The organism is Pseudomonas oryzihabitans (assembly GCF_007665395.1).
Lineage (GTDB): Bacteria > Pseudomonadota > Gammaproteobacteria > Pseudomonadales > Pseudomonadaceae > Chryseomonas > Chryseomonas psychrotolerans_C.
In genome coordinates this window covers 487,799-500,608 of the sequence record NZ_VDND01000002.1, presented here as the reverse complement: position 1 = coordinate 500,608, position 12,810 = coordinate 487,799, and the positions used below count along the sequence as shown (strand labels likewise).

Here is a 12,810-nt window from a genome sequence, read left to right as displayed (position 1 = left end):
TCAGACCTCCTCCCCTGGCAACGCCTGGCCGTAACCGGCCAGGAACTCGGCCGGCATGCGCTTGGGCTTGCCGGACGAGAGTTCGATGCAGACGAAGGTCGTGCGGGCGCGCAGCAAGGTCACGCCATCGGCGGGACGCTGCAGCTGGAATTGCCGGGTCATGCGCAGGCGGCGATCCCAGTCCACCAGCCAGGTGCCCAGCACCAGCTCGTCGCCCTGGTAGCCACTGCTTAGATAGTCGATCTCGTGGCGCACCACGGCCATGGCGCGATCCAGGCGCTGGAAGGTGGCGAGGTCCAGGCCCAGGGCCGCCGAATGCTGCCAGGCGCACTGTTCGAGCCAGCTGACGTACACGGCGTTGTTGGCATGGCCGAGACCGTCGATGTGCTCGGCAGCGATGCGAAGCGGCAGGAGATGGGGAGTCGGTCTGTCCCACTGCATGATGCGACCCTCTCGCGGGCGATATCGGAAAAACCAGCGACCGGGTCGGACGCGACCTCGGTACACCCGGCGACCGCGGATACTGGCACGAATCCGCAGGCAATAAAAAAGGGCCTGCATCGCTGCAGGCCCTTCTTCATGTTTGGCGCACTCGGGAGGATTCGAACCTCCGACCGCTCGGTTCGTAGCCGAGTACTCTATCCAGCTGAGCTACGAGTGCGTTTCGGTGCGTTTAGCCAGAACACCGCTGGTACTGCTGAAGCCAGAGGCTTCGTCGATTTGGCGCACTCGGGAGGATTCGAACCTCCGACCGCTCGGTTCGTAGCCGAGTACTCTATCCAGCTGAGCTACGAGTGCGTTGAAGCTGCGTATTCTAGCTTCCGTTTCTGAGGTGTCAAGCAAATTTGCTTGTTTATCAGGTACTTACCTTCAGGTCAGTACAGCGGAGCCAGTTTGAAGCAAATGGCGGTGAGGGAGGGATTCGAACCCTCGACACCCTTTTGAGGTGTACTCCCTTAGCAGGGGAGCGCCTTCGGCCACTCGGCCACCTCACCGCAACGGGGCGAAACTATATCGAAGCTTTGCCCGTTTGCAAAGAGAAAAATTCAAAAAAAATCAGTGGTTTGGTTCTTGGTCCTTTTCCTTCTGGATGCGCTGGTAGATTTCCTCGCGATGAACCGCGACTTCCTTGGGTGCATTGACGCCGATGCGGACCTGGTTGCCCTTGACTCCCAGTACCGTCACGGTGACTTCGTCACCCACCATCAGGGTCTCACCAACCCGACGAGTCAAAATAAGCATTCCATTCTCCTTAAGCATTGAACCCAGTCTGCACGAAAAAACCGAAACGATCCCTGAATGGACCCTCTAGTCGCTATTGACCTCTGTCCATGCAAGTAAAGTTCCGCAGACCGGGGCGATAGATGAGGTCCCTGTGGCAGGGACCTCGTTACCCGGTCACTCGGCGCCGCGTGCGGGGGCGTCGAGCTCGAAGGCGGTGTGCAGCGCGCGGACGGCCAGCTCGAGGTATTTCTCCTCGATGACCACCGACACCTTGATCTCGGAGGTGGAGATCATCTGGATGTTGATGCTCTCCTTGGCCAGGGCTTCGAACATCTGGCTGGCCACCCCGGCGTGGGATCTCATGCCGACGCCGACGATGGAGACCTTGGCGATCTTGGTGTCGCCCACGGATTCCCGGGCGCCGATCTCGACGCCGGTGCGCTTGAGGATCTCCAGGGCGCTCTGGTAGTCGTTGCGGTGCACGGTGAAGGTGAAGTCGGTGGTGTTATCGTGCGCCACGTTCTGCACGATCATGTCGACTTCGATATTGGCCGCACTGATCGGGCCGAGGATCTTGAAGGCCACGCCGGGAGTGTCCGGCACACCGCGAATGGTCAGCTTGGCTTCGTCACGGTTGAAGGCGATGCCGGAGATGATCGGCTGTTCCATGGATTCCTCTTCATCAAGGGTAATGAGGGTGCCCGGACCCTCCTGGAAGCTGTGCAGCACGCGCAGCGGCACGTTGTACTTGCCGGCGAATTCCACCGAACGGATCTGCAGCACCTTGGAGCCGAGGCTGGCCATTTCCAGCATCTCCTCGAAGGTGATCTTGTCGAGGCGCTGCGCCTGGGGCACCACGCGCGGGTCGGTGGTGTAGACGCCATCGACGTCGGTGTAGATCTGGCATTCATCGGCCTTCAGCGCGGCCGCCAGGGCCACGCCGGTGGTGTCGGAGCCACCACGGCCCAGGGTGGTGATGTTGCCCTGCTCGTCGACGCCCTGGAAGCCGGCCACGACCACCACCTTGCGCGCCTTGAGGTCGGCGCGGATGCGGGCATCGTCGATCTGCTGGATGCGTGCCTTGGTGTGGGCGCTGTCGGTGAGGATGCGCACCTGGCTGCCGGTGTAGGACACCGCCTGGACGCCGCGCTTGAGCAGCGCCATGGCCAGCAGGCCGATGGTGACCTGCTCGCCGGTGGAGACCATGACATCCAGCTCGCGCGGATCGGGTTGCTCCATGATCTGCTTGGCGAGGCCGATCAGGCGATTGGTCTCGCCGCTCATGGCCGACACCACCACCACGATCTGGTCGCCCGCCTCGTGGAAGCGTTTCACCTTCTCGGCGACCTGCTCGATACGCTCCACCGTACCCACCGAGGTCCCGCCGAATTTCTGTACGATCAATGCCATTGCTTGCTGCCCGTCCGCAGAAAAATCTGATTCATGTTGTTGGATGAGGGCGCGGGCCGCCCTCCCCGGCGACCCGCTCCCGCCCTGGAGGCGTTAGAGGCTTTCCTCGGCATACTGGCCGGCACAGGCCAGGGCCGCTTCGAGCTGGCTGGCATCGGTGCCGCCGCCCTGGGCCATGTCCGGGCGACCGCCGCCCTTGCCACCGACCACGGCCGCGGCGCGCTTCATCAGCTCGCCGGCCTTGAGCCTGGCGGTCAGGTCGGCGGTGACGCCGGCCACCAGGACCACCTTGCCCTCGGCTTCGCCGCCCAGCAGGATCATGCCGCTGCCCAGCTTGTTCTTGAGCTGGTCGACCAGCGCCAGCAGCGCCTTGCCATCGAGGCCATCGAGGCGCGCGGTGAGGACCTTGGCCCCCTTGACGTCCACCGCCTGGTTGACCAGGTCACCGGCGGAGGCGCTGGCCGCCTTGGCCTTGAGCTGTTCGATTTCCTTTTCCAGCTGGCGATTGCGCTCGACCAGCGCGGCCAGCTTGTCCAGCACGTTGTCGCGGCTGCCCTTGAGCAGGCTGGCGGCTTCGCGCAGTTGCTCCTCGGCACCGTTCAGGTAGGCCAGGGCCGCGGTGCCGGTGATGGCCTCCACGCGCCGCACGCCGGAGGCCACGCCGCCTTCGCTGACCAGCTTGAGCAGGCCGATGTCGCCGGTCTGGGCCACGTGGGTACCGCCGCACAGCTCGACGGAGAACTCGCCGCCCATGCCGACCACACGTACCACGTCGCCGTACTTCTCGCCGAACAGCGCCATGGCGCCACGGGCCTTGGCTTCGTCGATGGCCATGACCTCGGTGGTCACCGCGCTGTTCTTGCGGATCTCTTCGTTGACGATGGCTTCGATGCGCTTGAGCTCCTCGGGCTTGATGGCCTCGAAGTGGCTGAAGTCGAATCTCAGGCGCTGGTCGTTGACCAGGGAGCCCTTCTGGTGGACGTGATCGCCCAGCACCTGGCGCAGGGCGGCGTGCAGCAGGTGGGTGCCGGAATGGTTCAGGGCGATGCCCTGGCGGCGGCTGGTGTCGACCTGGGCCATGAGCGCGGTGCCGACGTTGAGGCTGCCCTTGGTCACCACGCCGTGGTGCAGGAAGGCGCCCTGGGTCTTGGTGGTGTCACGCACGGCGAAGCCGACGCCGGCGCTCTCCAGGGTACCGGTATCGCCCACCTGGCCACCGGACTCACCGTAGAACGGCGTCTGGTCGAGGATGACCACGCCCTCCTCGCCTTCGGCCAGGCTGTCCACCGGCTGGCCGGCGCGGTAGAGGGCGACGATGGTGCCCGAGGCGCTGGTGGTGTCGTAGCCGAGGAAGCGGGTCTCGCCCTCGACCTTGACCAGGCTGTTGTAGTCCACGCCGAAGGCGCTGGCGGAGCGGGCGCGCTCGCGCTGGGCTTCCATCTCGCGCTCGAAGCCTTCCTCGTCGAGGTTCAGGTTGCGCTCGCGAGCGATGTCGTTGGTCAGGTCGACCGGGAAGCCGTAGGTGTCATAGAGCTTGAACACCACGTCACCGGGAATGGTATCGCCCTGCAGCTGCGCCAGATCCTGCTCGAGGATCTTCAGGCCCTGCTCCAGGGTCTTGGCGAACTGCTCTTCCTCGGTGCGCAGCACGCGCTCGATGTGCGCCTGCTGCTGCACCAGCTCGGGATAGGCCTGGCCCATCTCGGCCACCAGGGCGGCGACGATCTTGTGGAAGAAGGTGCCCTTGGCGCCCAGCTTGTTGCCGTGGCGGCAGGCGCGGCGAATGATGCGGCGCAGCACGTAGCCACGACCTTCGTTGGACGGCAGCACGCCGTCGGCGATCAGGAAGCTGCAGGAACGGATGTGGTCGGCCACCACCTTGAGCGACGGGGCATCGTCGTTGGCGCAGCCGATGGCCTCGGCGGAAGCCGCCAGCAGTTGCTGGAACAGGTCGATCTCGTAGTTGGAATGCACGTGCTGCAGCACCGCGCTCACCCGCTCCAGGCCCATGCCGGTGTCGACGCTGGGCGCCGGCAACGGATGCAGGACGCCGTCGGCGGTGCGGTTGAACTGCATGAAGACGTTGTTCCAGATCTCGATGTAGCGATCGCCGTCTTCTTCCGGCGAGCCGGGCGGGCCGCCCCAGATCTCGGGGCCGTGGTCGAAGAAGATCTCGGTGCAGGGGCCGCAGGGACCGGTGTCGCCCATGGTCCAGAAGTTGTCGGAGGCATAGGGCGCGCCCTTGTTGTCGCCGATGCGCACCATCTGCGCGGCCGGCACCCCGACTTCCTTGGTCCAGATGTCGTAGGCTTCGTCATCGGTGGCGTAGACGGTCACCCAGAGTTTTTCCCGGGGCAGACCCAGCCACTGGGGCGAGGTGAGGAATTCCCAGGCGAAGGTGATGGCGTCACGCTTGAAGTAGTCGCCGAAGCTGAAGTTGCCCAGCATCTCGAAGAAGGTGTGGTGACGCGCCGTGTAGCCGACGTTCTCCAGGTCGTTGTGCTTGCCCCCCGCGCGGACGCACTTCTGGCTGGTGGCGGCGCGGGTGTAGCTGCGCTTTTCCATGCCGAGGAAGCAGTCCTTGAACTGGTTCATCCCGGCGTTGGTGAACAACAGGGTGGGGTCGTTCGCGGGGATCAGCGAACTGGAGGCGACCCGGGTGTGCCCCTTCTCTTCGAAGAAGCGGAGGAAGGCTTCACGGATTTCGGCGCTTTTCATATTCATTCCAGACAATGGGCTTTTCGACGCGCGTGACGGGCATCCGACTGGATCGCAGACGAGACGAACGGAGCGGGCGCCGCAGACGCGGCACGTGCGGAAAACGGACACGCATGATCGGGAGTATATCGACGCCCGCGCCCGGATGTCGCCCGGTTGCGACGGAAAAAACGCCGTCAGCGAGCCTAGCGGCGGCGGTAGGCGGCGAAAGCGGCGATCACCGCGTCGATATCGGCGGCGCCCACGTCCAGATGGGTGACCAGGCGCAGGCGCGGCGCCGGGCTGATGCGGATGCCGTGCTCGGCCAGGAAGGCCTGCAGAGCGGGCGCCTCGTCGCCCAGGGCGAGATAGACCATGTTGGTCTGCACCGGCTCCACCTGGTAGCCGAGTTCGGTCAGGGCGGCACCGAGCTGGGCGGCATGGCGGTGATCGTCGGCGAGGCGCTCGACCTGGTGATCGAGGGCGTGGAGCCCGGCCGCCGCCAGCATGCCGGCCTGGCGCATGCCGCCGCCCACGACCTTGCGCCAGCGGCGCGCCTTGGCGATCAGGGCGGTATCGCCGCAGAGCACCGAGCCGACCGGGGCGCCGAGGCCCTTGGACAGGCACACCGACACCGAGTCGAAATGCTGGCTGATCTCGCGCAGGGGAACCCCCAGCTTGACCGCGGCGTTGTACAGCCGCGCGCCATCCAGGTGCAGGGCCAGGCCGTGCTCGCGGGTGAAGGTCCGCGCCGCGGCGAGGTAGGCCAGTGGCAGCACCTTGCCGTGCATGGTGTTTTCCAGCGCCAGCAGGCGGGTGCGGGCGAAGTGGAAGTCATCGGCCTTGATGTAGCTGCGGACCCGCTCGAGGTCCAGGCTGCCATCGGCCTCCATCTCGATGGGCTGCGGCTGAATGGAGCCGAGCACCGCGGCACCGCCGCCTTCGTACTTGTAGGTGTGGGCCTGCTGGCCGACCAGGTATTCGTCGCCGCGCTCGCAATGCGCCAGCAGGCCGAGCAGGTTGCTCATGGTGCCGCTGGGCACGAAGAGCCCGGCCGCGAGGCCGAGATCGCCGGCGAGGCGCTGCTCCAAGCGGGTGACGGTGGGGTCTTCGCCATAGACGTCGTCGCCCAGTTCGGCGTCCAGCATGGCCTGGCGCATGGCCGGCGTGGGCTGGGTGACGGTATCGCTGCGCAGGTCGATCATGCCACTGCTCCTAGGCCGGGATGACGATGAGCCCGGCCCGCAGGCCGACGGCGACCTTGGGATTGGGGAAGATGATGCGGGCTTCGGCTTCGTCGACGATCCAGCGCTCGCTGCCGTCCTCGGCCAGCAGCGACCCCTGGCGCAGTGGCGCGAAGTTGGCCACGTCGTCGGCCAGGTGCAACTGGAAGCGCGGACTGGACTTGTAGACCTGGCGCGCCACGCGGAATCTCAGCAGCGAGGAATCCGGGGGCGGCAGCTCGGCTTCGCGCCCCTCGATGAGGGCTTCGAGCAGCAGCCGCAGGCGGCTCAGGTCGAGTTCGCTGTTCTCGCCGAAGGGACGTGCCTGGCCCAGTTCCAGGGTCAGGGCCTCGGCCTGGCACTCGGCATAGGTGTAGGCGCTGAAGGTGATGCCCGGCTTGTCGTAGAGCAGCACGGCCTCGATCCCGGCGGCCTCGAGGCGCTGCAACTCGGCTTCCGAATGCTCACGGCCCGCGCTCCAGGGATAGAGGGCGAAACGCGGCAGCGCCGAGGCACGCAACGCGGTGTGCAGGTCGTAGTGCAGGCGCGCCCGATCGGGCTTGCTGAAGAATTGCGCCGACAGGCGTTCCAGGTCGTTGGCGCGCTGCGCCTCTGAACCTTCGGCCTGGGCATGGCGACCGTTGAACAGCCGATTGAGGTCCTGCTCGACGTAGCGGCTGCCGCGCCGCATGGCATCGGGATTGCCGAACATGAACAACAGGCGGCAGGCGGGGCGCAGGGCGCCGCTGGCGATGCCACCGAGCAGTTCGTCGAGCAACTCCATGGGCGCCGTCTCGTTGCCATGGATACCGGCGGAGAGCAGCAGGTCCATGCGATTGTCGCGCGCCACCGGCGGGGTGACTTCCAGCACCCCTTCGGTCAGCCAGTGGAGGCGGGTGCCGTCGGCGGTCAATTGAATCTTCTCGGTCGGCTCGCGGCCGGCCAGGGTCAGGTCCAGCAGGCGGCCAAGCGCCAACCGATAACGTTCAGATGCAGCCATGCTCTACTCCGCTGAGCGACGTGTCGCGCTAGATACTCAATGATCGTGGCCGCAACCGCAATCGGCGTCATGCACATGGTTCTCATCGACGTCATCGGCGAAGGTTTCCAGGGCGATGGACAACCCCAGGGCATTGAGGGCCTGGGGACGTAGTACCAGTACCGGGGTCTGCTCTTCGTCATCCTGGGAGTCGGCGAAAATATTGAGACCGCCTGCGCCGTCGGCTTCCAGCCAGAGGTCGCGACCGGCCAGACGAATCGCCAGGCGCTGGACCTGCAGCCGCTGCTGCTCGTCGGCGGTGGGTTCGAGGATGAGATCGAGACGGTCGCTCATGGAGACTCCGGGAATCAGGGCAGTTGAAAGGGATAGACCGAGCCGAGGCCCAGCAACAGGGTCAGCTCGTCCAGGGCGGTGCGGACCTCGTCCAGCAGCAGCGGATCGGCGAGATCGGCCGGATCCAGGCGATCACGGTAGTGGCGGTCCACCCAGTCGAGCAAGCGGCCATGCAAGTCCGGCGTGAAGCGCACGCCTGGATTCACCGCCGCCAGCTCCTCGGCCTTGAGCGCGACTCTCAGACGCAGGCAGGCGGGACCCCCGCCATTCTGCATGCTCTGCTTGAGATCGAAGACCTTGACCTCGCCCAGCGGCCCCCGCCCGCCCACCTGGGCCTGCAGGTAGTCCCAGACCGCGGCGTTCTGCCGGCATTCGTCGGGCACCACCAGCAGCGCGCCCTGCCCCGGTCGGTCCAGCAGCTGGCTGTTGAACAGGTAGGACCGCACGGCGTCGCCGACGCTGATCTCATTGCGGCGCACGCAGAGGCGCTGCAGCTGGCCACCGCGCTGGGCGAGCTTGGCCTGCAGCTCGTCGAGCACCCGCTCGCTGTCGAGAAAGGCATCCTCGTGGTGGAACAGCACCTGGGCGTTGCCCACCGAGATGACGTCGTTGTGGAAGACCCCCTGGTCCACCACCGCCGGATTCTGCTGGGCGAAGACCACCCCCTCCTCGCTCAGCCCGTGCAGCCGGGCGATGGCCTGGGAGGCTTCCAGGGTCTGCCGCGCCGGGTAGCGATGGGGTTCGGGATAGCGCGGATCGAAGGCGCTGCGACCGAAGACGAAGAACTCCACGCCCGGGGCGCCATGATCGTGGCTGAAGCGGGTGTGGTTGGCCGCGCCCTCGTCGCCGAACTGGGCCACCGAGGGCAGCGGCGCATGATGCTGGAAGTGCGCCGGATCGCGAAACATCGCCTGGAGGATGCGCGCCGTGGTGCTGGGTTCGAGGCTACGGTGGAATTTGCAGGCCAGGTTGGCCGGGGTGAAGTGCACCCGGCCGTCGCGGGTGTCGGCGCTGGGGCTGACGGTGGCGGCGTTGGCCGTCCACATGGCCGAGGCGGAGCTGGCCGACAGCAGCAGCGGCAGCGCCTCGCGGGCGGCGCTTTCCAGCACCTGGGCATCGCTGCCGGCGAAACCCAGGCGCCGCAGCGAGGCGATGTCGGGCCGCTCGTGGGGCGCCAGCACGCCCTGTTCGAAGCCCAGCTCCATCAGTGCCTGCATCTTGGCCAGGCCCTGCCGCGCCGCCTCGCGCGGATTGGAACGCTGCTGCTTGCTGGCCTGGGACGCCACGTTGCCATAGGACAGCCCGGCGTAGTTATGGGTCGGACCGACCAGGCCGTCGAAGTTAACCTCCCGCGCAGCGGGGGCGACGTGACTCATAGCGGTAGTCCTGGAGGCAGTTGGGGGGGCAGGGTCAGGGCGTCGCTTTCCAGCGACGCGACCGGGAAGGCGCAGTAGTCGGCGGCGTAGTAGGCGCTGGGACGGTGGTTGCCGGAGGCCCCGACACCGCCGAAAGGCGCGGCACTGGCGGCGCCGGTGAGGGGGCGGTTCCAGTTGACGATGCCGGCGCGCACGCCCAGCCAGAAGCGTTCGTAGGTGGCCGGATCGTCGGCCAGCAGTCCGGCGGCCAGGCCGAAGCGGGTGGCGTTGGCCAGGCTCAGGGCCTCGGCGAAGTCACCATAGCGCTGGACCTGCAACAGCGGGCCGAAGACCTCTTCGTCCGGCAGCTCGGCGATCGTCGATACATCGAGGATTCCCGGCGTGAGCAGCGCCCGCCCCGGCTCCGGCTGACGCATTTCCAGCAGCGCGCGACCGCCCAGCGCCAGGCGCTGGGCCTGGGTCTGCAACAGGGCCGTGGCCGTCGCCAGGGAGATGACCGTGCCCATGAAGGGTGCCGGCTCGGCGTCGAAGCGTCCTATCGTGAGCCCGGCGCTGACCGCGACCAGGCGTTCGAGTAGCGCATCGCCCCAGGCGCCCTGGGGCACGATCAGGCGGCGAGCACAGGTGCAGCGTTGGCCGGCGGAGAGAAAGGCCGACTGGACGATGGTCACCACGGCGGCGTCCAGATCGGCCACCGGCGCCACCACCAGGGGGTTGTTGCCGCCCATCTCCAGGGCCAGCAGCCGCTGGGGACGTTCCGCATTGAGGCGGTGCAGCGCCGCGCCGGTGGCGCTGGAACCGGTGAAGAGGATGCCGTCCAGGCCGGCGTGGCCCGCCAGGGCCTCACCGGTGGCGCGGCCGCCCTGCACCAGGTTGAGCACCCCGGCGGGCAGCCCGGCGGCGCTCCAGCAGTCCAGGGTCAGGGCGGCGAAGCGCGGCGTCAGCTCGCTGGGCTTGAACACCACCGTGTTGCCCACCAGCAGCGCCGGCACGATATGGCCATTGGGCAGGTGGCCGGGAAAGTTGTAGGGGCCGAATACCGCCAGCACCCCGTGCGGACGATGCCGGGTCACGCTACGGGCGTCGCCCATGGCGGCCGTACGCTCGCCACTGCGCGCTTCCTCCGCCTGGGCGGAGATGGCCACCTTGGCGATCATGCTGCCGAGCTCGGTATCGGCCTCCCAGAGCGGCTTGCCGGTTTCCTCGGCGAGCGCCTGGGTCAGCGCGGGGCGACGCTGCTGCAACACCTGGGCGAAGGCCTGCAGGATCGCCAGGCGCGCGGCCTGGCCGCGTCTTTCCCAAGCAGGGAAGGCCTGGCGTGCCGCGGCGATCGCCTGGTCGACATCGCCGGCATCGGCGGCCGCGCCCTGCCAGAGCTCGGCTCCGTCGTAGGGATCGAGCGAACTGAACACCTCGCCCCTGCCGGGGCGCCACTGTCCCGCTATGTACAGGCTATCCATAGGGTCTCCTCAGGGCATCAGGCGCACGGCGCGCACCTGGGCACCCGCCATCAGCCGCAGCTCGCGGGCCGTGGCCAGGTCCACCACCAGGGTGCCCGCGGCCAGGCGGGCCCGGGCGCTGGTGATGCGGCAGTCCTGGCACTTGCGATTGTGGATCAGGTAGACCTCGGCATCGTCGCCCGGCGTGCCCACCGCCAGCACCAGCCGCTGGCTGTCGCGGATCGCGCGCACCTTGGCGGTCTCGGCTTCCAGGGTCGGACCGGCATCGAAGATGTCGACGTAGCCCTGGTAGTTGAAGCCCTCGGCCTCCAGCAGGCGGCGGGCGGCCTCGGTGTCCGGGTGTACCTTGCCGATCACCTGACGCGCCTCCGCCGACAGGAAGCAGGTATAGAGCGGAAAGCGCGGCATCAGCTCGGCGATGAAGCCGCGGTTGCCGATACCGGTGAGGTAGTCCGCCTGGGAGAATTCCATCTTGAAGAAATGCCGGCCCAGGCCTTCCCAGAAGGGCGACTGGCCGTTGTCATCGGACATGCCGCGCAGTTCGGCGATCAGGCGCTCGGCGAACAGCTCGCGGAATTCGGCGATGAACAGGAAGCGCGACTTGGACAGCAGGCGCCCGGCCGCGCCGCCCCGGCGATCGGCGCGCAGGAACAGCGAGCACAGCTCGGAGCTGCCGGTCATGTCGTTGGCAAGGAACAGCGTGGGGATCTGCCGGTGGATGTCCAGCTCGCGCGAGGCGCTCACCGTCAGTCCGACGCGGTAGTTGTACCAGGGCTCGCGCAGGCCCAGGGCGGCGGCGATACCGGCGATGCCGATGACCTCGCCGTCGTCTTCCAGGGCGAAGAGATAATCCGCATCGGCGGGCTGGGCCTGTTGCTGGAAGCTGCGCTCGGCGTTCTCCACCCGCTGCAGGAGACGCTCTTCGCTGGCCGGCAGCGTGGTGAGACCGGCACCGGCCGCCTGCGCCAGTTGCAGCAGCGCGGGCACATCGGCACGGGTGATGGGACGGACGATCATCGGACCTCCAAAGACGCTAGGGTCGGCTACAGCGCGACCAGACGAACCCGGTCGCCTTCGGCGATCTCCAGGGCGGCGATCTGCTCGGGGGAAAGGACGACGGGCTCGCCAGGCGCCCAGCACAGCGGCGTCGCCAGGGCGCGGAAAGTCTCCAGGCCATCGTTGGCGACGAGGAACCAGGGCCGGTCGGCCGCGGCGACCGCGCCTTCGCTGACGGGCGCCAGGCGACTCTCGGCGATGGAGCGAATGGCGGTGGTGCGGGCATGCAGCGTCGGGCCGCCATCGAAGATGTCGATGTAGTTGTCGGTCTCGAAGCCTTCGCGACTGAGGATGTCGAAGGTGATCTGCGCTCGCGGATGCACCTGGCCCATGGCTTCCTGGGCACTGTCGGGCAGCAGCGGCACATAGAGCGGATAGGTCGGCATCAGCTCGGCGAGGAAGGTCCGGCTCTTCTGCCCGGACAGCCGCTCCGCGGTGGCATAGTCCAGGTCGAAGAAGTTGCGCCCTACCCCGTTCCAGAACGGCGATTCGCCGGCGTCGTCCGACAGCCCGACGATCTCCACCACCACCGATTCGGCGAAGCGCTCGGGGTGGGCGGCCATGAACAGCAGCCGGGCGCGGGAGTTGAGTTCGGCATGGGGGGTGTCGAGCAGCGGACGCTGGACGTAGAAACTGCTCAGCACGCTGTTGCCGGTCAGGTCGTGACAGAGCGACAGCACATGCACCTTGTTGTGGATCTTCAATTCGCGCGAGGCGTGGATGAAGGTCTCGTTGCGAAAGCTGTAGAAGGGCTCGGAGAAGCCGGCCGAGGCGACGATGGCGGAACAGCCGAGCAGCTCGCCGCTGGTGGTGTCCTCGAGGACGAAGAAATAGCTCTCCTCGCCATGGAAGCCCACCTCGGCCGCCAGCGACGACTCCGAGGCGCGGATCTTGTCGCGCAGGCGCTCGGGGTTGTCGGGCAGCGAGGTGACGCCGACCGGGCTATCCGCGGCGAGCCGCTGGACCAGGGGCAGGTCCGCGGCGCGCGCAGGGCGCATTACCAGCATGAGAACTCCTTGTGTACGGATCCA

Annotated in this window: 11 protein-coding genes and 3 tRNA genes; all 14 read right to left on the bottom strand. The window is 67.1% G+C overall.

The window, feature by feature from the left end:
* The 14 genes from FSV73_RS06250 to aruF all read right to left on the bottom strand — a co-directional run bounded on the left by FSV73_RS06250 (position 1) and on the right by aruF (position 12,786).
* On the bottom strand, positions 1-441 hold the full coding sequence (locus FSV73_RS06250; protein WP_145005449.1) for an acyl-CoA thioesterase: 441 nt from the start codon (positions 439-441) through the stop codon (positions 1-3).
* A 143-nt stretch (positions 442-584) separates the two neighbouring features.
* Positions 585-661: transfer RNA gene (locus FSV73_RS06245), tRNA-Arg, on the bottom strand.
* A 60-nt stretch (positions 662-721) separates the two neighbouring features.
* Positions 722-798: transfer RNA gene (locus FSV73_RS06240), tRNA-Arg, on the bottom strand.
* A gap of 106 nt (positions 799-904) precedes the next feature.
* Positions 905-995, bottom strand: a tRNA-Ser gene (locus FSV73_RS06235).
* 61 nt (positions 996-1,056) lie between these two features.
* A complete protein-coding gene (gene csrA, locus FSV73_RS06230) occupies positions 1,057-1,242 on the bottom strand; it encodes a carbon storage regulator CsrA (protein WP_007159101.1) in 186 nt (61 codons plus the stop codon).
* Between the two features lie 156 nt (positions 1,243-1,398).
* Positions 1,399-2,634, bottom strand: a complete 1,236-nt coding sequence (locus tag FSV73_RS06225; RefSeq protein ID WP_145005447.1) for an aspartate kinase — start codon at positions 2,632-2,634, stop codon at positions 1,399-1,401.
* A 93-nt stretch (positions 2,635-2,727) separates the two neighbouring features.
* Complete coding sequence (gene alaS, locus FSV73_RS06220) at positions 2,728-5,352, bottom strand: alanine--tRNA ligase (protein WP_145005444.1); 2,625 nt, start codon at positions 5,350-5,352, stop codon at positions 2,728-2,730.
* Between the two features lie 185 nt (positions 5,353-5,537).
* The gene (ltaE, locus tag FSV73_RS06215) at positions 5,538-6,536 is read right to left on the bottom strand and encodes a low-specificity L-threonine aldolase (protein WP_145005442.1); all 999 of its coding nucleotides are present in this window, start codon (positions 6,534-6,536) and stop codon (positions 5,538-5,540) included.
* A 10-nt stretch (positions 6,537-6,546) separates the two neighbouring features.
* Positions 6,547-7,554, bottom strand: a complete 1,008-nt coding sequence (gene astE, locus FSV73_RS06210; protein ID WP_145005439.1) for a succinylglutamate desuccinylase — start codon at positions 7,552-7,554, stop codon at positions 6,547-6,549.
* Positions 7,555-7,590: 36 nt separating this feature from the next.
* Positions 7,591-7,887, bottom strand: a complete 297-nt coding sequence (locus FSV73_RS06205; protein WP_145005436.1) for a GTPase — start codon at positions 7,885-7,887, stop codon at positions 7,591-7,593.
* A gap of 14 nt (positions 7,888-7,901) precedes the next feature.
* Positions 7,902-9,263 carry an N-succinylarginine dihydrolase gene (astB, locus tag FSV73_RS06200; RefSeq protein WP_145005433.1) on the bottom strand — a complete coding sequence of 454 codons (1,362 nt, stop codon included), beginning with the start codon at positions 9,261-9,263 and terminating at the stop codon, positions 7,902-7,904.
* The gene (astD, locus tag FSV73_RS06195; protein WP_145005430.1) at positions 9,260-10,723 is read right to left on the bottom strand and encodes a succinylglutamate-semialdehyde dehydrogenase; all 1,464 of its coding nucleotides are present in this window, start codon (positions 10,721-10,723) and stop codon (positions 9,260-9,262) included. The genes astB and astD overlap by 4 nt, the downstream gene beginning before the upstream one ends.
* Before the next feature lie 9 nt (positions 10,724-10,732).
* A complete protein-coding gene (gene astA, locus FSV73_RS06190; protein WP_145005427.1) occupies positions 10,733-11,740 on the bottom strand; it encodes an arginine N-succinyltransferase in 1,008 nt (335 codons plus the stop codon).
* Between the two features lie 26 nt (positions 11,741-11,766).
* On the bottom strand, positions 11,767-12,786 hold the full coding sequence (gene aruF, locus FSV73_RS06185; protein WP_145005424.1) for an arginine/ornithine succinyltransferase subunit alpha: 1,020 nt from the start codon (positions 12,784-12,786) through the stop codon (positions 11,767-11,769).
* Positions 12,787-12,810: the final 24 nt, after the last annotated feature.